Origin of the sequence: Dyadobacter psychrotolerans, from assembly GCF_004349265.1 — a bacterium.
Taxonomy (GTDB): Bacteria; Bacteroidota; Bacteroidia; order Cytophagales; family Spirosomataceae; genus Dyadobacter; species Dyadobacter psychrotolerans.
The window spans coordinates 268,643-288,371 of the sequence record NZ_SMFL01000009.1 but is presented as its reverse complement, the minus strand read 5'-3'; the positions used below and the strand labels follow the sequence as shown (position 1 = coordinate 288,371).

Genomic DNA, 19,729 nt, shown 5'->3' with positions numbered 1-19,729 from the left:
ATGTTCATGGTGGTGATATCGACCAGCTTGCGGAATAGACTTGGATTAGGCACACTGGGTCCTGCTGCATCTTCCACTTTGAAGAGCACATCGTAAGGTTCCAGGCGGATGTGGTTACAGCCTGTCTGCCAAACGAACTGACCTGTAACGGTACCTATTGCATTTGTCTGGGGGGTAAAGGTTGCCACAGCCGGAGCGACCAGTGTGCTTTCATACACCCCACCATTGGAAGTAAGTGTGAGCCTGTCGCCGTTTTTATCTGTTGCCCTGATGAGCTGGCTGATGCGTGTTCCTGCTTCAACGCAGATGTCCGCCAGCGGATCCAGTAAGGGCCGGTCGTTGCGAGCGTCTTCGACCAAAATTTGCATATCTCTTATAATCTGGCCAATCCGCACGCCATCCCGCCATTCTTCTACGACAAAAGCAACATTGTATTGTCCGGCAGTTACCGGAGCATCCCAGGTAAGATCACCTGTAATCGGATTCATATTAAACGTTGCCGGGCTTGCACCAGCTTCGGTTGCACCCGGAGGAGTAACCTGAGTTGGATCTTTGTAAACAACGTCTCTTCCCACGCCTCCGCCAAGAGATTGCTGTGGAACATATAATTTGTATGAAAGACTATCACCATCAGCATCAAAGGCGCCGGGATTGTGGATATATCGTTGTCCCACTGCTGCCAGATCGATTGGTGCATTTAAAAGAACCGGTGTCTGGTTAGATCCTATTGAGCTGTTTATGAGTAAGATGGAATGTACAAAGAAATTGATACTCTGTGTATTAATTCCATTGTTGATATTAAGCGTGCCCTCATTACGGTTATCCATCTCGACAGAGATTTCATAAGCGGCTGCTGATGGAAAGGTATATGTAGTAACATATTCATTTACCGTTGTATTTAAACCAATATTCCTGACAGAAGATGGATCTCGCTGTACCACCTTTAAAGTTTTGGTTGTGTTCGGGCCAGGTACTCCAAAGTAAAAGTTAACCTGTGTTGCTGCATCGGCAGCTGGTTTCCCTCTGGGGCTGACGTCAAAATATGCGGTTAGTTTAACCTCATAGGTAAGGGAGGAAATTTTTCGTGCGGTAATTTCTCCTGCACGAAAGTGTGTAGCGCTCGCCTGATAGCTGCACAGAAATAGTAGAATAAAAAATGGGCAAAGCCGATACCGTAGAAGAGAATTCATCATGCTGATCTTTCTTAACGAACAAAGAGTTATATCCTGAACGAAAAATGATAGAAAAAATGTGTACTAAGAAAACCTTATCATAAGGATTATTTGTTCTCATTATACACCTGGTGACAAACTTAAAGAAATGTATGAAGCTTCAATATTCTGATTCTTAATAATGATTATAAATTATCCCCAGTTTTATAAAAATGAGTTTGTTTTATTGTGTCGCATAGGTTTGTGGTATACCTTTGAATCGTTCTAAATATACCTCTTTTTTTTGCACTAAAACCATTCGTGTTTCCTATGTCGTGGTTTACACAAACGTTAACGAGTTCCATCGGTAAAAAACTTTTGATGGCTCTTACCGGACTTTTTTTAATAACTTTTTTGGTTATCCATGCTGGAATCAACGCCATGATTTTTTATAATGACGGCGGTGAAACTTTTACGCACTGGGGCCATTTTATGGGTACCAATCCTATTATCCGTACGCTTGAGATCGGTCTTGTTGCCGGCTTTCTGATTCATATCGTAGACGGACTTATGCTTTGGAAAACCAATGCAGCGGCTCGCCCGATTGGTTACAAGGTCAGCAATCCTTCTGCCAACAGTACGTGGTATTCGCGCAGTATGGGTTTGCTTGGTACTTTGCTTCTGATCTTTTTGGTAATCCATACCGCTCACTTTTGGATTCCTAACCGTTCCAATCAGTTTGCTACCGGTGAAGAATTGAACCTCTATCAGATGATGCTGGATATTTTCCAAAATCCGTTAGTGGTTCTGATTTATGTACTCGGCTGCATTTCCCTGTTCTGGCATTTGCTTCACGGCTTTAAAAGTGCTTTTCAAACCATGGGCTGGAATCACATAAAGTACAACGGGCTGGTTTCATTTATTGGAACAGCATATTCAATCGTTATTCCCCTTCTTTTTGCACTGATGCCAATCTCAATTTATTTCGGATGGGTATCATAAATAAAAAGAAAGCTGCCGGCTTAGCCAACAGCCTAGTTTTCAATATTCATTTTTCGGTTAATTAAATATTAAAAATATATATGGCAACTTCATCTAGTCTGGATGCCAAAATACCACAGGGGCCGATTGAAACAAAATGGAGTAAATACAAGTCTTCGGTACCTCTTGTAAACCCTGCCAACAAGCGTAATCTTGAAATCATCGTTGTAGGAACAGGTCTTGCCGGTGCTTCCGCGGCTGCGACTTTGGCTGAATTGGGTTATAAAGTAAAAGCTTTTTGTTTTCAGGACTCTCCGCGTCGTGCGCACTCTATTGCTGCACAAGGAGGGATTAATGCAGCTAAAAACTACCAAAATGATGGAGACTCGATCTACCGTCTTTTTTACGATACAATCAAAGGGGGAGATTATCGCGCAAGAGAGGGTAATGTGCACCGTCTTGCAGAAGTTTCCGGTAATATTATAGATCAATGTGTTGCTGCGGGTGTTCCTTTTGCCCGTGAGTACGGTGGTTTGCTTTCCAACCGCTCATTTGGAGGAACACAGGTACAGCGTACATTTTACGCGGCTGGTCAAACGGGTCAGCAATTGTTGCTTGGGGCATACTCAGGATTACAGCGTCAGGTTGGGATGGGTACAGTTCAGATGTACAACCGTCACGAAATGCTTGATGTTGTTAATATTGATGGCAAATGCCGCGGGATTATTGCAAGAAACCTGATTACAGGTGAATTGGAAAGACATGGCGGACATGCGGTGCTGCTTTGTACGGGCGGTTACGGAAACGTATTCTATCTGTCAACAAATGCAATGGGCAGTAATGTGACGGCAGCCTGGAAAGCGCATAAAAAAGGTGCTTTTTTTGGAAATCCATGTTTTACACAAATTCACCCGACTTGTATTCCTGTTTCAGGAGAGCATCAGTCTAAGCTGACTTTGATGTCTGAATCCCTTCGTAATGACGGGCGGATTTGGGTACCGAAAGCTAAAAACGATACTCGTCCGGGAAATGAAATTCCGGAAAACGAAAGAGACTATTACCTGGAAAGACGTTATCCTGCTTTTGGTAACCTGGTACCACGTGATATCGCTTCGCGTGCTGCAAAAGAAAGATGTGATGCAGGTTATGGCGTAGGAACTTCCAAACTGGCTGTTTTTCTTGACTTCGCTGCGGCTGTTGATCGTTACGGACATGGTGAAGCTAATAAAAATAACATTGCTAATCCTTCTAAGGAAGATATTATAACCTGGGGAAAAGCAGTCGTAAAAGAAAAGTATGGTAACCTTTTCGATATGTATAAGCAAATCACAGGAGAAGATCCTTACGAAGTGCCTATGCGTATTTATCCGGCGGTTCACTATACGATGGGCGGACTTTGGGTTGACTACAACCTGATGACAACCGTGCCTGGTCTGTATGCTTTGGGTGAAGCCAATTTCTCTGATCACGGTGCGAATCGTCTGGGAGCTTCGGCATTGATGCAGGGACTTGCTGACGGATACTTTGTAATTCCTTACACCATCGGATCTTATCTTGCAAAGGAGATCGGAACCGGTAAAATACCGACTGATCATGAGGCTTTTGTACAAACAGAGAAAGAGGTAAAGGACCGCATTGATAAATTGGTAAGCATTCAGGGCAAAACATCTCCTGAGCTTTTCCATCGCCGTTTAGGGCAGATCATGTGGGATAAATGCGGAATGGCCCGTAATGCACAAGGACTTAAAGAAGCAATTGTTGAAATACGTGCGCTTCGTGAAGAGTTTTGGAGAGACGTGAAAGTTATGGGCACCACAACTGAATTTAATCCTGAACTGGACAAAGCCGGTCGTGTTGCAGATTTTATAGAGTTAGGAGAGTTGATGTGTATTGATGCGCTTACCCGTGAGGAATCGTGTGGCGGTCACTTCCGTGAAGAGCATCAGACAGAAGAAGGCGAAGCATTACGTGATGATGAAAATTTCATGTTTGTTTCGGCATGGGAGCACAAGTCGATTGAAAACTGGGAGCTTCATAAAGAAGAATTGATATACGACAATATCAAGATTGCCCAAAGAAGTTATAAATAAACGAGCTTTCAGCCGTCGGCTACCAGCTATCGGTGGGGCCGCCTCGGCCATTCGCTTATATTAATATTATTGGTTAATTGATAACCGTTAAATGTTAGAAAAATGAGTGCAGGTAACATGCATATTAAGCTTAAAGTCTGGAGACAAAGCAATACAAATAAAGGAGGTTTCGAAGATTACAGTCTGGATGGTGTTTCTCCGGATATGTCTTTCCTTGAAATGTTCGACGTCCTTAACGAGCAACTTATAGAAGCAGGAACGGAGCCGGTTGCATTTGATCACGATTGTCGTGAAGGAATCTGCGGTGCATGTTCGATGTATATTAACGGACGTCCTCACGGGCCATTGAGAGGTGTAACAACCTGCCAGCTTCACATGCGTTCTTTTAACGATGGAGATACCATTGTTGTAGAACCATGGCGTGCAGAAGCTTTTCCGGTTATTAAGGATTTGGTTGTAGACCGTGATGCTTTTGACCGTGTGATCGCCGCAGGTGGTTTTATATCTGTCAACACAGGTAATGCACAGGATGCAAACAGCTTGCCAATTCCAAAAGAAGCGGCAGACGACGCGTTTTCAGCAGCAGCCTGTATCGGATGCGGAGCTTGTGTTGCTGCTTGTAAAAATGCATCGGCCATGCTTTTTGTATCTGCCAAAATTTCCCAGCTGGCATTATTGCCACAGGGCCAGGCAGAGCGCAGCATTCGTGCAGAGAAAATGGTTGCACAAATGGATGCAGAAGGCTTTGGCGCTTGTACCAATACAGGTGCATGTTCGGCTGAATGTCCGAAGGAAATCAGTATGGTAAACATTGCCCGTATGAACCGGGAATATATCGGAGCAAAAATTTCTTCAACTGCGGTTTAAGAAAAGTTATTATAGATTTGATAAAAGCGGGTACTGATTGTTCAGTGCCCGCTTTTGTATTTATTGCCCGCCAAAACTTTGTTTATTTTAATAGTTTTGGCGAGTAATAATTATTCATTGCTCGCCAAAACTGTAATTTATTTAGTAGTTTTGGCGAGCAATAATTTTTCAGAGATGATAGTTGGCAGAGAAACAGAAACAGAAATCTTAAAAGAAGCCCTGGGAACTTCTGAAGCAGAGCTTATTGCCATTTATGGCCGCCGCAGGGTCGGTAAAACATTCCTGATTAGAAATGTGTATAAAGATCAGTTAATATTCGATTTTTCGGGTATGCATAATAGCTCAACGCCTGAACAACTGGAGAGTTTCACACTTGCATTGTCAGCATTTTCCAAAGTGAGCATCCCTCTCGCAACTCCCCGAAATTGGATTCGGGCTTTTGAAATATTAAAAACCTACATTACAGCTCAAATCAAAAGGAAAAAGTCTGTCATTTTCTTTGATGAATTTCCATGGATTGATTCGCACAAATCCGGATTCTTACAGGCATTTGAACATTTCTGGAATTCCTGGGCCTCGAATCAAAAAAATCTGGTGGTTGTAATTTGCGGTTCTGCTGCTTCCTGGATGATTCGAAAGATTGTCAATAACAAAGGCGGCCTGCATAACAGGATTACACGAAGGATAAGATTATTACCCTTTACTTTAAACGAAGCTGAAACCTACCTTAAAAGCCGGAGGATTATTCTGGACAGATATCAGCTATTACAGCTGTATATGATTTTAGGGGGAATACCGCACTATCTAAAAGACATCAAAACCGGAGAAAGTACGGCTCAAAATATTGACAGGATGTGCTTTACGAAGGATGGGCTGCTTGAGAATGAGTTTAAAAATTTATATGACTCTTTATTTATACAGGCTGACAAACATATTGCTGTAATTCGGGCGCTGGCAGGAAAACCTATGGGATTGACAAGAAATGAGATTATAGAAACCTGTCACTTTACAACTGGCGGAGGCACAACCAAACTACTCGAAGAACTACTGGAGTCTGGATTTATAGAGATGTATATTCCTTTTGATAAAAATGTAAAACAGAGTATTTATAAGTTATCTGATGAGTACTCAGCATTTTATTTGAAATTTATGGAAGGCAATAAAAATTCAGGTCCGGGATCCTGGGTTAAGCAATCTGCTTCTTATTCCTGGAAAAGCTGGAGTGGTATGGCCTTTGAAAGAATTTGTCTTAAACATATTCCGCAGATCAAAAAGGCGCTGGGGATTTCGGCCGTTTATACTCAGGAATCGGCCTGGCGTTATGCACCGAAAACAAAAGAAAACGGAACACAAATTGATCTTTTAATCGACCGTCAGGATTTTACTATTAATCTTTGTGAAATAAAATTTTCTACATCTGAATTTACCATTGACAAAAAATATGCTTCTGAAATTCAGGCAAAGGTTAATATCTTCCGTGAAAAAACTAACACTAAAAAAACAGTTTTTCCAACTATGATCACCACATTTGGTACTAAATCAAATGAGTACAAACTTAACCTGATCCAGAGTGAAGTTAAAATGGAATCTTTATTTGAAGTACTTAGCTGACGGAAAAATGTATAAACAAAAACGAGACACCGGAATCCGGCGTCTCGTTTTTGTTTATACCAAAGGGCATCAGCCTTTCAGTTTCAACGCTTATTTTTTAGCAGTTGTATCAGCTGCTGCGGTACCGGTAGACTTGTATTCTTTGTTCAGTCCGTCGATAATTTTTTGCGTTACATCCAAGGATGGGTTGGCAAACAGAATTCCGCCACCCAAAGAATAACCAAGAACGTATTCAAAGCCATTGTCTTTGTTATACTTCTCAATGTATGCACGGATGTTTTTATAAAGCTGTTCGTTCTTTTTAGCTTCTTCCTGGCCCAGAGCCTGTGCAGCCTGGTCACGGTAAGCAACAAGATCCTGTTGTTTTTTCATCAGCTGAGCCTCTGTTGAACGCGCTTGTTCAGGAGTCATTGTTTGTGCTTTTTGCTGGAAAAAGGCAACTTCATTTTGCAATGATCTTCCTTTTGTATTCAGTTCATTTTCCAGCTGGAAGTTTTTGTTTTCAAGTTCTTTTTTAGTGTCTTTGAAAAAATCATAATTTTTCAAAAGAGAATCGACCTGTACATAAACAGTACGACGTCCGGGAACAACTGCACCGTCTGCTGCTGTAGAGGTACCGTCTGGCTTGCCTGAGAAATGTAAAAAGAATAACACCGCTACAGCAAGAGTAAGTACGATGTTCCAAATCAACGAAGTATTGTTATTCACGTCTTTAAAGTTTTATTGTTTTTTAGAAAGAGCCGCAAAGATAATGATTTGTGTTTCAAGGCATGCAATTCAGCAGTTTTTTACTACACTTAAAATAAAGAGATTCAAATGCTGTCTGTTAAAGCATTTTTTTGATAAATTATATTATTTCACCCGGCCCAATTTTCTCTGTCCAGACTTCGGTATTGTATGGCTTCGGCCAGGTGTTCGACTTTGATGTCATCGCTTCCGGCCAGGTCTGCTATGGTTCGGGATACTTTCAGGATGCGGTCGTATGCTCTGGCAGAAAGTCCAAGCCTGTCCATCGCCGTGCGTAGCAAGGCTTTACCCGGATCGCTGATGATGCAAATTTCTTTTACCAGTTCCGGCGGCATCATGGCGTTGGAATAAATTTCTTTCCTGTCTTTAAACCGTTCAGTTTGTCTTTCTCTTGCCTTGATCACCCTTTCCCGAATTTGTTCACTGCTTTCAGATTTACGGGTAGATGCGATCTGGTCAAAAGACACAGGAGTAACTTCTACGTGCAGGTCAATCCGGTCGAGCAATGGTCCGCTGACTTTGTTCAGATATTTCTGTACAACACCTGGTCCGCATACACATTCTTTATCAGGATGATTATAATAGCCGCACGGACAAGGATTCATGCTGGCTATCAACATAAAATTAGCCGGAAACTCAACCGCCATTTTTGCCCTGGATATACTCACTTTTCGTTCCTCCAAAGGCTGGCGCATCACTTCGAGAACCGTTCTTTTAAATTCAGGAAGTTCGTCCAGAAAAAGAACGCCATTATGTGCAAGGGAAATTTCACCCGGTTGTGGAAAACTGCCGCCTCCAACCAGCGCTGCATCGCTGATAGAATGATGCGGAGCACGAAAAGGCCGGCGTGAAACCAATGTGGCGCGTTTTCCAAGTTTGCCTGCAACAGAGTGGATTTTTGTTGTTTCGAGTGCTTCCGGCAAACTTAATGGTGGCAATATACTCGGAATACGTTTTGCGAGCATTGTTTTACCTGCTCCCGGCGGCCCAATCATGATAGCATTATGTCCGCCCGCAGCAGCAATCTCTAAGGCACGTTTTATATTTTCCTGTCCCTGAACATGTTCAAAGTCGGCATCATATTCATTTTGACTTGTGAAGAAAAGATCTCGTGTATCTACAATCAGAGGTTGAATGTCCTTTTTACCTTCAAAAAAAGCAATCGCGTCTTCAAGTGTTTCAACCGGAATAACATCGATGTTGTTGACAATTGCCGCTTCATGAGCGTTTTCAGCAGGAAGGACAAAACCTTTGAAACCCTGTTTTCTGGCTTCGATCGCAATGGGAAGTACTCCCTTAATCGGACGCAGAATGCCGTCTAAAGAAAGTTCACCCATGATGACGTAATCTTCAAGATTTTTCTCGGTAGTGAGCTGTTCCGAAGAATTCATGATGCACAAAGCAATTGGCAGATCGTACGCAGAACCTTCTTTGCGAATGTCGGCAGGAGCCAGGTTCACAACCACTTTTTGCCGCGGCATTTTATAATTGAAGTATTTTAGAGAAGCTTCTACGCGCTGCTGACTTTCTTTTACTGCGCTGTCGGCCAGGCCAACCATAAAAAAACCCATTCCCTGGCCCACCGTAACTTCGATGGTAATCATATTGGCATCGACACCGTAAACGGCGCTTCCAAAAGTTTTAGCTAGCATGTGTGTATTCTTGTTGATGAATTATAGATATCTTTTTTGGAAATCTTTCAAAAATAAGAAGAATTTATATAAACGATGAGTGCGTTTTTAACAGATTTATTTCTATTCTACTACTGCTGAAACGCAAATATAAGTAGGTATAATTCCGGTGCTTCGGATCCGGACTTCTGCATCTTCCGCCTGTGTATTACCGGTTAGGACGAGGGCAGTATCCAGGCCAAACTTGTTTCCACCCAAAATGTCGGTATGCAAAGTGTCACCGACCATCAAAATATCTCTTTTGCTTACATTCGGATAATTTTTGATATGCTGGTAAGCAAAAATAAACATCTGGGGATCGGGCTTACCAAAACGGATAAACTGTCTTCCGATCGTATCTTCAATCATTTTTGCCAAAGCTCCTACAGCGATAGATAAACGACTTTTAGATGCAGGATAAGTTTTGTCCGTATTGGCTACGATCACGGGAATATTCCTTTTACGAAGCAAATTCAGCGTTTTTGTTAAATCCGTGTTCCAGTCAAATCCTTCATCATCCAAAAAAACCAACGCATTCACATCTGACACAGCATTCAGGTCAAGCTCTCTGATCGATAATGTCTGCATTTCCGAAGTACCGATGTAGTGTGCAGAGTTGTCTGTTCCTAAGTAGGCGACAATTCCCTGACGCACCTTTAAATCTAGGTATTCCCGTGCGAGCATTCCTGAAGAAATTATACGGTCGGGCGTAACGTCATTTATTCCTAGTTTTACATAAGATTCCGCCAGTTGTTCCGGGCTTCGTGAGGCATCATTGGTGACCACATAAAAGTCTTTTCCTGTTTCCCTCAAATAGGCAAATGTGTTCTCAATCCCCGGAATTAACCCATTATAGGTTTTCAAAACACCGAATGCATCAAAAAATATTACTTCATATTTAGATATTACAGATTTGAAATTGTCTAGTATCATAACAGGTGTCTAAGAGTGAAAAAGCATTGCAGATCCTATATTTTTAATAAACGAAGAATTTTGTCTTCGTCAAAACCATCGATAGCCGGGAAATACAGCTCGTAGGCTTCTCTTTGGAGTTTGGTGCAATAGGATCTGTGGAAAAAATATTTTCCGTATTTGATAACATAATTCAAAATAAAAAACCGGTAGGCTTCCTTAATAAAACGAACCTCCTTTTCTGTAAGCGGGTATACTTTGTGGTATTCCTGCAAAAAAATCATAAAACGATCTTCCGTTAAGGGGCCCATCAGATAGCTAAAAACAGTGCGGTCACCCACATTCGAAACAACACGGCTGAAAAAGTAAAAATCCATAACCCGGGAAGAAACTCTGAACCAGTCATAATCCCACCGTGAGAAGAATTTCAGGTCTTCGGTTACAGAAAAATTTCCAATGTTCCAGTCCACAAAAACGGGCATCAGGTCAAAAGAACTGACGTTCAATCGCTGGATGTTTTTCATAAAAATATCGCACTGCCTTTTCAGGATATGGATGTAGCCGCGATGTTCATACTTTCCGGTCTCCGTTTCCAGAATGTCCAGCAGATGCTGAATATCTGTTCTCAGATTTTTTGATGACTTTGGAATCGATTTTCCTGCACGAAAAGAAGCCAGGTGAAACTTGGCTGCTTCGGTACCGAGCTTTCTGATCTGATCTTCGTTTAGCCGGCGTGGCAGACGGTTCATGGCACGTATCGGATTGTAAAAAACAACCCAGGTATCCACAAAATCTTCCTGATAACGATAGGTATAAACCTGATTGTTTTTCATCAGGGATCTGGCCAGTACGTTTTCGTATGGATAAAGCAAATTGTTGGCGAGCGTCTGAATAATCCGGTGATCTTCCTTAAAGTGCTCATACTTACCAAAATAGGAAAGCTTAGCAATAACATTATCGTCATTATCCAGTGTTACCCGGAAAACGTGGTTAGTCGAAACCTTCGCACTGATATCTTCTACAAACTTTACTCCGATCGAACTGTCAAATCCTTCCCACGCTTTTCGTATGATGGCGGGATAATCTTTTAAACGCATTACTTTTTCTCATTTGGCTTTGATGAATCTACATAGCCGTCCGGTATTCAGAGGGTTATATGGGCAGCAAAGGTAAGAACTTACCCAAGCAGATGGATGTATCTGTTCATTTTGATTTAAATATTATAGCAGAAGAATAATACTTTTGCTTTATTTTGTATATAAACTTATCACTGCTGCTTTGTTCTTCTATTTCTCCCGCTTTCTGATTCGTCTTGCGTTACCTATTTTTTTACGCAGGCTAATGGTTGTCAACCTGGAAAATGTTCCTAAAAGAGGCCCATTACTTCTCGCTTCCAATCATCCTGATTCGTTTTTTGATGCTCTGGTTATCGGCGCCACGCTTACGCAAATGATTCATACACTTGCCCGTGGTGATGCATTTAAAAAACCTGCGGTGGCATTCTGGCTGAGACAAATCAAACTGATCCCGGTTTTTCGGGGATCCGAAGGAAGAGATCAGGTTCGTAATCTTGACAATACTACAAAAGAAAGTCTGGCTGCGATGAGAGAAGGCGATGCGGTTATCGTTTTTTCCGAAGGCGTTTGCGTAAATGAATGGAAACTTCGGCCGCTTGGAAAAGGAACAGCGCGTATGGCGCATCAGGCCTGGTTTGGAGATGCCAGCCTTACTGATATGCTTGTGATTCCTACCGGTATGAACTACGAACATTATCGTGGTACAGGAAAACGGGTGTCGATTCGTTTTGGAGAGGCTATTAAAAGAAATGACCTGAAAACGAATCCAGAAGAATATGAAAAATGGCTTCGTGAATTTAACGACTTACTTCAGGAAAGAATGAACCGGGAAATTTTGACTATACCTGAGGGAGCTTCAAAAGAAGAACGTTTGCAGGCGATGAATGCATTTTTCGGAACAAACTCGGTACCGTCAAACGGAAATGTATTTTTCCGGGCGATTGGCTGGGTTGGCCGTGCGATCCATCGTCCGTTATACCATGTTTTTACCAAAAAAGTAGCTAAAATTACAGCACGCAGTGTCTTTTATGACTCGGCTCTTTTTGGGTTATTACTTTACCTGTATCCAACAATTGTTTTGATATTATCTCTGATCGTTGGCCTGTTCGCTGGTTTTAAAGCAGGTTTGGCGCTGTTCGCTACGCTTCCGCTTTTGGCATGGATGGGAAACAGATACCGGTAGCCAAAAGGTGGATAAAGTATGGAAACGTTTAATTTCCATACTTTATCAAAAAAAATGATCAGTCTTTCACTCTGCTCAGACCGAGTAATTTAAGCATCCAGTCAGGCAACGGTTTATTAGTCTTTCTTTTTTGTATGTCTAAAAACCACCCTATTTTTTTCAGGATTGGTAATTTATGTGTCTCTACAAGTTCGATTAACGTACCATCGGGATCCTCTACATAGGCAAAACGCCCGGCAGCAGATTCCATACCAAATGATTTTTCGCTGTCCACGGTAAACGGATACCCCTGCGCCTGAATTTTGGTTTTTAGTGTAGCCATGTCCAAAGTATCAAAGCATAAATGGATATAACCGCAATCACCCCAGTAACGGTTTTCAAAAAGTTTTTTAGGAGTCCGGTCCAAAGCCTGAATAAGTTCGATCTGAATGTTTCCTAAAAGTTTGGCAAATGCACCTTCGGGCGTAAAATGTTTTCGAAGTAAAACCCTGCGGAAGCGCTGACCCGAAATTGATGTCGGCAGATCTTCAAAAACACCGGTTTTGTCATAAACGATTTCCATAGGTTCCAACAAATTCCGGTAAAACGCAAGCGATTTGTCTACATCCGAAACACCTACAACAACGCCTGCAACACCTCCAACTGCATGGCCGGTTTTTTGAAACCAGGAAGTATCGCTGGTAATCTGAAATATATTTCCGTAAGGATCATTCCCCCAAAAACCCTCGCCCTCGGGAAGTGAAGATAACGGCCCGACAGCCTCTTTGGATTTGCTTTTAACCCACTCATGTGCCATTTTTACATCCGGTGCTTTGAATCGTACAGCATTGATTCCGAGATCTCCCAATTCCAATTTAAAGTTTGCTGGCTGGGAGGTACGGCTTGTAAAAGACCAGATTTCCAATCCGCCCCCACCAGCCATATTAATTGCCAATGCGGCATGCCTTTGGTGCACTTTACCGCCGGTGTAGGGAGTCATAAGCGGTGCTTCGGCTTTGTCATCAAAAACAGGAACATCAAAGCCAAGCACACGGCGATACCATTGCCAGGCTTCGGGAACATTTTGGACTCCAACACCTACTTGTTGAATTCCGGAAATAAGTGGAGAACTCATTCGTTGAGAAATTGATTTAACACAATGACATGGGAGCCGGTAACCCGGCTGGAAAGCAAACCGCAATTTTACGAAATAAAAACAGCAATCGGGAAGGTTGGTGGCCAGTTATTAGATGTATTAAAACAAAACCTTTCAACTTAAGGAAGATCGAAATCCAAACGAGATGATTTTGGTAGGGTTTTTATAGTTTTTTCTAAGTCGCCGCTCTGAACTTATACAAGTCGAAAGCGTTTATGAAATTGGTGTCATAAATAAATTTATATGCTATGACTATACTTATTTTTATCCTTTCTCTCAATCTGACGACCTTAAGTCCGCTGGAATTTATAAGCAGAGACCATCCTGTAAAAAAGCAGCAAACAGCAGAAAAAAGGAAACTGATTGTGTTTTCCGGTTCAGACTGGTGTAAAAATTGTATTCTTTTTAAAAAGGAAGTGCTTAACAGCCAGATGTTTCAGGATTTTGCAAAAGAGAATATCGAGATCGTTACAGCTGACTTTCCGCAAAAAAAGCAGCTTTCCGCAGAAGAAGTGAAGAGAAATGAAGCTTTGGCTGAAAAATATAATAAGCAGGGTGAATTCCCTAAACTGATACTACTTTCAGCAGATGAATCCGAGGGTAAAATTATTTCTTACAGCCAAAGTCCTGAAAAATTTGTTGCCGAATTAAAAAGTTTACTGGCCCGCTAATGGAGGAATTTAAAATAATCAGAAAATTAATGGGCTCCGTTTTTGAACTGATTATTTCGGATACAGATAAAAGCCGGGCGGAAGAGCTTTTGGAAACAGGAGTAAAGGAAATTGAAAGACTTGAAAATCTGCTTTCCGAATTCAGAGAAACATCGTTTACCTCATTATTAAATAAAAATGCAGGTTTGCAGCCAGTCACGATTGAAAAAGAAGTCTTTGACCTTATTGAAAGATCAGTTCAGATATCAAACCTAACGCAGGGTTCTTTTGACATTACCGTGGGGCCGCTCAAAAAACTATATGATTTTAAAAACGGGAAATTCGTTTTGCCGGATAAATCAGCAGTTAAAAAAGCTTTACAGGTTGTCGGATATAAGCACATTTCTCTAAGAGAAAACAACAATGTTTTTCTTAAAAAGAAGGGCATGTTTATCAGTTTTAGTGCAATAGGAAAGGGATATGCTGCCGACAGGGTGAAGCAAATATGGCAAATTTTAGGAGTGGAACACGGTGTTGTAAATGCCGGTGGTGATTTGACAGTACTTGGTAAAAAGGGCAATGGTCAGGAGTGGAAAATCGGCATTGCCGATCCGGACAACCCTGATAAAATTTTATGTTATATTCCCATTGAAAATGCATCTGTTGCAACGTCCGGCGATTATGAACAGTTTTTTATCAAAAACGGAATCCGTTATGCGCACAACATCAACCCGAAAACGGGAAAACCGGTAAGCGGTATTAAAAGTGTGACAGTAATAAGTCCCCGGGCAGAACTGTCCGATGCGCTGGCCACCGCCATTTTTGTAATGGGAGTAGGTGCCGGAATACATCTTATAAATCAGCTTCCCCAAACGCATTGTTTGATAATCGATGATCGGAACAACATAAGTCATTCATCAAATCTTATCTTTGAATATGCAAAAGAATAGATTTCTGTTTCTGATTTTCCTGGCGGTTTTGTTTTCCCATTCTGCCTGCCAGACTGTAAAACCTTATCAGCGTATTTATCTCAATGATCCTGAAATGCAGTTGGGCAGCAATACCGGAAAAAAATTTGAAGGATATGTGGAAAGCATCCGGGAAGGCGCAACGGAGGCGGGAGGTACTAAGTCGAGCGGAGGCTGCGGGTGTAATTAATCTGGCATGAATAAACGATACCTGGTTGTTGGTTTGCTTTCTCTGATGTTATTCAAAGCCAAAGCGCAAAAGGAAGATAGTTTGTATCAAAAGCGAACGGTTTCTCAAACCGATATTGAGCTGGTTTATTCCCACTATATCCAGGATGGTAATAATTCAGCCGTGACAGGTGGTCGAGGAACCGAAAAACTCACTGTTTATTCTCCTTCGGCCCGTATCACACATACGTTTAAAGATTATAATACATTTCGGTTTGTAGGAGGTGCAGATGCTGTTACGTCTGCTTCCACGGATAAAATTGATGCGGTTAAATCATCTGCATCGCGTAAAGACCTGCGTTCATATGCAACGCTTGGTTTCGAAAGAAAATTGAAAAGGAAGGATCTGACTGTTGGCATCGGCTCTGGTTTTTCATTAGAATCGGATTATTTTTCCATTCCGGTTTTACTGAGCTCTGAATATACAACACCTTCCAGACAGCGGACTTTTAACCTGGGCTTTCAGGCTTACTTCGATGATTTAAGATGGGGGCGAATCAATGAAGATTACTACCGGCCCGTAAAACTGATTTATCCTGCAGAGCTGCGAGACACGGCTTGGTTTAATAATTACAGACGGACATCCTACAATTTAAAACTAGGTTTTACACAGGTTATCAACCGAAGGCTTGTTGCCGGAATTTTCCCAGAAATCGCTTATCAGAAAGGGCTTTTGTCAACACCATTCCATCGTGTTTATTTTCAGGACGTAAAACAGCGCGTCGAAAAGCTGCCGGAAAAGAGATACAAGGTTCCCGTTAGCCTTCGGGTTAATTATTTCGCTGGAAAACGCACGGTGCTGAAACTAAATTATGGCCATTACTGGGATAGTTTCGGGATCCGGGCTAACAGTGCCGAGCTGGAAGCAGCTGTAAAAACTTCTCCGCAATATACGTTCTCACCCTTTTTTAGAATTTATAACCAATCTGCTGCCAGGTATTTTCTGCCTTATAAAAAACATATATCATCCGAAACCTTTTACACTTCTGATTATGATCTTTCGGCATTTACCAGCTACAAAGGCGGGATGAATATGCGGTTTGTGCCACATATGAACCGAGTAAGAAAGCTTTCTTTTGATGAGATCAACCTGCGTTACAGTTATTTTTATCGCTCCAATGGTCTTAACGCTCACATTCTAACACTTTCAATCCGTTTTAACTATAAGAAAGTATAAATCCTGATTTATGACGTATAGACAGACTCAAGGAATTTTTTTGCCGGATTCTGTATGGTTGGTGCCTAATAATTTATATCTTTAAGAGTAAAAATCAGAATATTATTTTAATTTATCCGTCAGCGCATCCTTTTGTTGACTCTCATCGTATATTTGATGAGCATTAGTCTCAATATATTAGTAATGAATCAGTACGTAGTTATTGCCCCAATACAAGAAAGTTTAAAGCAGTTTATCAGTTCAACAAACTATTCAAAAGTCATAGTAATTGCAGATAACAATACCAAAAAACATTGTTATCCATTGTTAAAAAGTGCTTTACCAGCACATAAACTGGTATCGATTCCAAGTGGTGAAGCCAACAAAGTGCTGGCAACCTGCGAAAAAATTTGGGAAGCGATGACAAATGAAGAGTTGGACCGTCATGCATTGGTTGTGAATATTGGAGGAGGGGTGATTGGAGATATGGGCGGATTTTGTGCGGCAGTTTATAAAAGGGGCATAGATTTTATACAGGTTCCCACAACCCTGTTATCCCAGGTGGATGCGAGTGTTGGTGGGAAATTGGGTATTGATTTTCATGGGTTTAAGAATCATTTAGGTGTTTTTAATATACCAAAAAGTGTATTGATTGATCCCATTTTTTTAAAGACTTTGCCGGAGCGTGAGATAAGGTCAGGGTTTGCAGAGATTATCAAACATTGCCTGATTGCAGATGGAGATAAGTGGAAGCGGATTAGCCAGCTTGATTTTGAAGAGCAGAATTGGGCCGATCTGATTGACCATTCGGTTAAGATAAAACAAAATGTTGTAGATCAGGATCCTACGGAAAAAGGACTGAGAAAAATTCTCAACTTTGGACATACATTAGGGCATGCAGTTGAAACGCACTTTTTAACAAAAACACCTGCCGAACGTTTATTCCACGGAGAAGCAATTGCGGTGGGTATGATTATGGAAAGCTTTTTGTCTTTCAAAAAAGGAATGATCAGCAGTGAAACATTAAGTGCGGTTGAAGAATTTATTTTTGCAACATACGGTAAAGTTAAAATCGCACCGGAAGACATTGAATCGATTTTGGCCTTAACCCGCCAGGATAAAAAGAACAGGGGAAATGAAATCCGTTTCTCTTTATTGACAGGAGTGGGAAGCTGCGGTTATGATATTGTAGTTTCTGTTTCTGAAATGCGTAAAGCAATAGCTTATTACATGGGGTGATTATCGGGGGCGGATCATAAGCTATTCAAGGTTTGAGTTTTATACATTCATATATATTTATAACCTGACAAAATGAAATGCTTATGTTAAAGTCTATTAAACCGTATGCCGCCGCATTTTTAATTGTTTTAATGGCGGGTTGCTCGAGTGGTCGTAAGGTGTTTGTGGAGCACGATTACAGTTATGAGACCAATTTTAAGGATTACTCTTCCTATACGTTCCTTGAATGTGAGCGTGATACAAACAATCTTTGTACAGAAATTTATGAGGCGATCCGCCGCCAGATGCAGGTTCGTGGATATAAGCTAACTGCCGACAAACCAACTCTTTTGGTTAATTATGGTATCTTCTACGACAACCTTCGTTATCAGGGTTATATGCAGCCGGTTATTAAAAACTGGGTAGATACCGAAAACGACGGTTTCCGTTATGAACCGATCAAATATGCTCTCGATAAAGGAACGCTGATCGTATCTTTAATTGACGCTGACAGTGATCAGGTCGTATGGAGAGGTTACGCTTCCGGCATTTTCAAAGGTGCTGAAAATACGAATAATCACTACCGGAGCGTAGTCCGACGCATTTTTGACCAATACCCTTTGTTTGCAAAAGGTTACGATCCGCGACGTTATACTGAGCAGGTTGGGCGGTAGTTTTTTAGTTTACAGTTTTTAGTTCACAGTAGACAGTCTGATGCTGTTGACTTAGGATTATGAACTTACTACGGCGTTAAATTCACAGTTCCAAGTAAACAGTTTGCAGTCTAATACTGTGAACTGTTTACTTGGAACTAATGAGTTATCTTAACTTCAAAGTCGCCAAAGTCAAAATAGCTAAAATAATTCCGACGATCCAGAAGCGGGTTACGATTTTGGCTTCGTGGATGCCTTTTTTCTGATAATGATGATGTAAAGGTGACATCAGTAGAATTCGCCTTCCTTCGCCATATCGTTTTCTGGTATACTTGAAATAACCAACCTGCAAGATTACTGAGAGGTTTTCAGCAATAAATATTCCGCAAAGTACCGGGATCAGCCATTCTTTACGGAGTGCCAGCGCGATTACAGCGATAACGCCTCCAATCATCAAACTTCCTGTGTCGCCCATGAAAACCTGGGCGGGATAGGCATTGTACCAGAGAAACCCGACACAGGCCCCGATAAATGCTGCGCAAAAAATTACCAGCTCCCCCGAGTTAGGGATGTACATGATGTTGAGGTATTGAGAAAATCTTGTATTTCCCGACAAGTACGCCAACACACCTAATGTCAAAGCTATTATGCCGGAAACACCAGCCGCAAGGCCATCAATTCCATCTGTAATATTGGCTCCGTTAGAAATTGCAGTGATGATAAAGATAGCCACAATAGTATAAATGATCCAAGTATATTCTTCCGGAAGCCATCCAAACAGCAGCGTCTTATAGTCAAATTCACTGTTTTTAGTAAACGGAATAGTTGTTACTGTTGGATGTATAATGTCCCGGTAGCGCTGTATTTCGCCTAATGAAGAGCTTAAAACAGGTTTTTCATAAATCCGGATTTTGACGTTATCATTAAAAGAAAGCGTAAGCCCAACAATTATACCTAAACCTACCTGGCCAACAATCTTGAATCTTCCGTGTAAGCCATCTTTGTTGTTCCTGAATTTTTTTAGATAGTCATCCACAAACCCGATCATTCCTGTCCAAAGCGCCGTGATGATGAGCAGTACAATGTATACGTTGGTCAGTTTGGCAAACAGCAAAACAGGTATAAGCAACGAGGCCAGGATAATAAATCCACCCATGGTAGGAGTACCCATTTTTTCCATCTGTCCTTCAAGTCCCAGGTCACGAATGGACTCGCCCATTTGTTTCCTTCTCAGAAAATCAATGATCCATTTCCCGTAAGTGGCTGCTATAAACAAAGAAAGTACAGTTGCCCCTAACGCTCTGAAGGAAATGTACTGGAATACACCCGCACCAGGTATATTAAATTGTTTGTCGAGATATTCGAATAGATAATAAAGCATGAAAGACAAATTGGGATGACAATTGCAAAGTTGCGTCTTTTCGGACACTACG

17 protein-coding genes and 1 pseudogene are annotated in these 19,729 nt (G+C 41.5%); 11 read left to right on the top strand and 7 right to left on the bottom strand.

Going from position 1 to position 19,729, the window contains the following annotated elements; translation table 11 throughout:
* Positions 1-1,193, bottom strand: a pseudogene (locus E0F88_RS22930) (gliding motility-associated C-terminal domain-containing protein); the annotation flags it as partial.
* A gap of 288 nt (positions 1,194-1,481) precedes the next feature.
* Between E0F88_RS22930 and E0F88_RS22925 the strand changes: the two are divergent.
* The 4 genes from E0F88_RS22925 to E0F88_RS22910 all read left to right on the top strand — a co-directional run bounded on the left by E0F88_RS22925 (position 1,482) and on the right by E0F88_RS22910 (position 6,700).
* Positions 1,482-2,153 (top strand): succinate dehydrogenase cytochrome b subunit, encoded by a 672-nt coding sequence (locus tag E0F88_RS22925; protein WP_131960613.1) that lies wholly within the window; start codon positions 1,482-1,484, stop codon positions 2,151-2,153.
* Between the two features lie 80 nt (positions 2,154-2,233).
* A complete protein-coding gene (locus E0F88_RS22920) occupies positions 2,234-4,222 on the top strand; it encodes a fumarate reductase/succinate dehydrogenase flavoprotein subunit (protein WP_131960612.1) in 1,989 nt (662 codons plus the stop codon).
* A 117-nt stretch (positions 4,223-4,339) separates the two neighbouring features.
* A complete protein-coding gene (locus tag E0F88_RS22915; protein ID WP_220466368.1) occupies positions 4,340-5,089 on the top strand; it encodes a succinate dehydrogenase/fumarate reductase iron-sulfur subunit in 750 nt (249 codons plus the stop codon).
* 174 nt (positions 5,090-5,263) lie between these two features.
* On the top strand, positions 5,264-6,700 hold the full coding sequence (locus tag E0F88_RS22910) for an AAA family ATPase (RefSeq protein ID WP_131960610.1): 1,437 nt from the start codon (positions 5,264-5,266) through the stop codon (positions 6,698-6,700).
* Between the two features lie 90 nt (positions 6,701-6,790).
* Here E0F88_RS22910 and E0F88_RS22905 read toward each other — a convergent pair whose 3' ends face one another.
* From E0F88_RS22905 to E0F88_RS22890, 4 genes are all read right to left on the bottom strand, one after another.
* Positions 6,791-7,408, bottom strand: coding sequence for an OmpH/Skp family outer membrane protein (locus E0F88_RS22905; RefSeq protein WP_131960609.1), 618 nt, complete (start codon positions 7,406-7,408; stop codon positions 6,791-6,793).
* Positions 7,409-7,557: 149 nt separating this feature from the next.
* Positions 7,558-9,099, bottom strand: coding sequence for a YifB family Mg chelatase-like AAA ATPase (locus E0F88_RS22900; protein ID WP_131960608.1), 1,542 nt, complete (start codon positions 9,097-9,099; stop codon positions 7,558-7,560).
* Positions 9,100-9,201: 102 nt separating this feature from the next.
* Complete coding sequence (locus E0F88_RS22895) at positions 9,202-10,050, bottom strand: TIGR01459 family HAD-type hydrolase (protein ID WP_131960607.1); 849 nt, start codon at positions 10,048-10,050, stop codon at positions 9,202-9,204.
* Between the two features lie 35 nt (positions 10,051-10,085).
* Positions 10,086-11,126: an aminoglycoside phosphotransferase/kinase family protein gene (locus E0F88_RS22890; RefSeq protein WP_131960606.1), complete on the bottom strand. Its 1,041-nt coding sequence runs from the start codon at positions 11,124-11,126 to the stop codon at positions 10,086-10,088.
* Positions 11,127-11,271: 145 nt separating this feature from the next.
* On the opposite strand from E0F88_RS22890, the gene E0F88_RS22885 reads away from it, so the two are divergent.
* Positions 11,272-12,288 (top strand): 1-acyl-sn-glycerol-3-phosphate acyltransferase, encoded by a 1,017-nt coding sequence (locus tag E0F88_RS22885; protein WP_229213876.1) that lies wholly within the window; start codon positions 11,272-11,274, stop codon positions 12,286-12,288.
* 58 nt (positions 12,289-12,346) lie between these two features.
* On the opposite strand, the gene E0F88_RS22880 is transcribed toward E0F88_RS22885, so the two are convergent.
* A complete protein-coding gene (locus E0F88_RS22880; protein WP_131960605.1) occupies positions 12,347-13,402 on the bottom strand; it encodes a VOC family protein in 1,056 nt (351 codons plus the stop codon).
* Between the two features lie 269 nt (positions 13,403-13,671).
* Here E0F88_RS22880 and E0F88_RS22875 point away from each other — a divergent pair, with 269 nt between their 5' ends.
* From E0F88_RS22875 to E0F88_RS22850, 6 genes are all read left to right on the top strand, one after another.
* Positions 13,672-14,094, top strand: coding sequence for a thioredoxin family protein (locus tag E0F88_RS22875; protein WP_131960604.1), 423 nt, complete (start codon positions 13,672-13,674; stop codon positions 14,092-14,094).
* The gene (locus E0F88_RS22870; RefSeq protein WP_131960603.1) at positions 14,094-15,023 is read left to right on the top strand and encodes an FAD:protein FMN transferase; all 930 of its coding nucleotides are present in this window, start codon (positions 14,094-14,096) and stop codon (positions 15,021-15,023) included. Before E0F88_RS22875 ends, E0F88_RS22870 begins: the two co-directional genes overlap by 1 nt.
* Positions 15,010-15,231 (top strand): DUF4266 domain-containing protein, encoded by a 222-nt coding sequence (locus tag E0F88_RS22865; RefSeq protein ID WP_131960602.1) that lies wholly within the window; start codon positions 15,010-15,012, stop codon positions 15,229-15,231. Before E0F88_RS22870 ends, E0F88_RS22865 begins: the two co-directional genes overlap by 14 nt.
* Before the next feature lie 6 nt (positions 15,232-15,237).
* The gene (locus E0F88_RS22860) at positions 15,238-16,446 is read left to right on the top strand and encodes a DUF3570 domain-containing protein (protein ID WP_131960601.1); all 1,209 of its coding nucleotides are present in this window, start codon (positions 15,238-15,240) and stop codon (positions 16,444-16,446) included.
* 183 nt (positions 16,447-16,629) lie between these two features.
* The gene (gene aroB / locus E0F88_RS22855; protein WP_131960600.1) at positions 16,630-17,664 is read left to right on the top strand and encodes a 3-dehydroquinate synthase; all 1,035 of its coding nucleotides are present in this window, start codon (positions 16,630-16,632) and stop codon (positions 17,662-17,664) included.
* 77 nt (positions 17,665-17,741) lie between these two features.
* A complete protein-coding gene (locus E0F88_RS22850) occupies positions 17,742-18,317 on the top strand; it encodes a DUF4136 domain-containing protein (RefSeq protein ID WP_131960599.1) in 576 nt (191 codons plus the stop codon).
* Between the two features lie 145 nt (positions 18,318-18,462).
* Here E0F88_RS22850 and mraY read toward each other — a convergent pair whose 3' ends face one another.
* Positions 18,463-19,677 carry a phospho-N-acetylmuramoyl-pentapeptide-transferase gene (mraY, locus tag E0F88_RS22845; RefSeq protein ID WP_131960598.1) on the bottom strand — a complete coding sequence of 405 codons (1,215 nt, stop codon included), beginning with the start codon at positions 19,675-19,677 and terminating at the stop codon, positions 18,463-18,465.
* Between the last annotated feature and the right edge of the window lie 52 nt (positions 19,678-19,729).

Coding starts and splice junctions, on each gene's coding strand:
- E0F88_RS22925 (WP_131960613.1), top strand. CDS start 1,482: ATGTCGTGGTTTACACAAACGTTAACGAGTTCCATCGGTAAAAAACTT.
- E0F88_RS22920 (WP_131960612.1), top strand. CDS start 2,234: ATGGCAACTTCATCTAGTCTGGATGCCAAAATACCACAGGGGCCGATT.
- E0F88_RS22915 (WP_220466368.1), top strand. CDS start 4,340: ATGCATATTAAGCTTAAAGTCTGGAGACAAAGCAATACAAATAAAGGA.
- E0F88_RS22910 (WP_131960610.1), top strand. CDS start 5,264: ATGATAGTTGGCAGAGAAACAGAAACAGAAATCTTAAAAGAAGCCCTG.
- E0F88_RS22900 (WP_131960608.1), bottom strand. CDS start 9,099: ATGCTAGCTAAAACTTTTGGAAGCGCCGTTTACGGTGTCGATGCCAAT.
- E0F88_RS22895 (WP_131960607.1), bottom strand. CDS start 10,050: ATGATACTAGACAATTTCAAATCTGTAATATCTAAATATGAAGTAATA.
- E0F88_RS22890 (WP_131960606.1), bottom strand. CDS start 11,126: ATGCGTTTAAAAGATTATCCCGCCATCATACGAAAAGCGTGGGAAGGA.
- E0F88_RS22880 (WP_131960605.1), bottom strand. CDS start 13,402: ATGAGTTCTCCACTTATTTCCGGAATTCAACAAGTAGGTGTTGGAGTC.
- E0F88_RS22875 (WP_131960604.1), top strand. CDS start 13,672: ATGACTATACTTATTTTTATCCTTTCTCTCAATCTGACGACCTTAAGT.
- E0F88_RS22870 (WP_131960603.1), top strand. CDS start 14,094: ATGGAGGAATTTAAAATAATCAGAAAATTAATGGGCTCCGTTTTTGAA.
- E0F88_RS22865 (WP_131960602.1), top strand. CDS start 15,010: ATGCAAAAGAATAGATTTCTGTTTCTGATTTTCCTGGCGGTTTTGTTT.
- E0F88_RS22860 (WP_131960601.1), top strand. CDS start 15,238: ATGAATAAACGATACCTGGTTGTTGGTTTGCTTTCTCTGATGTTATTC.
- aroB (WP_131960600.1), top strand. CDS start 16,630: ATGAATCAGTACGTAGTTATTGCCCCAATACAAGAAAGTTTAAAGCAG.
- E0F88_RS22850 (WP_131960599.1), top strand. CDS start 17,742: ATGCTTATGTTAAAGTCTATTAAACCGTATGCCGCCGCATTTTTAATT.
- mraY (WP_131960598.1), bottom strand. CDS start 19,677: ATGCTTTATTATCTATTCGAATATCTCGACAAACAATTTAATATACCT.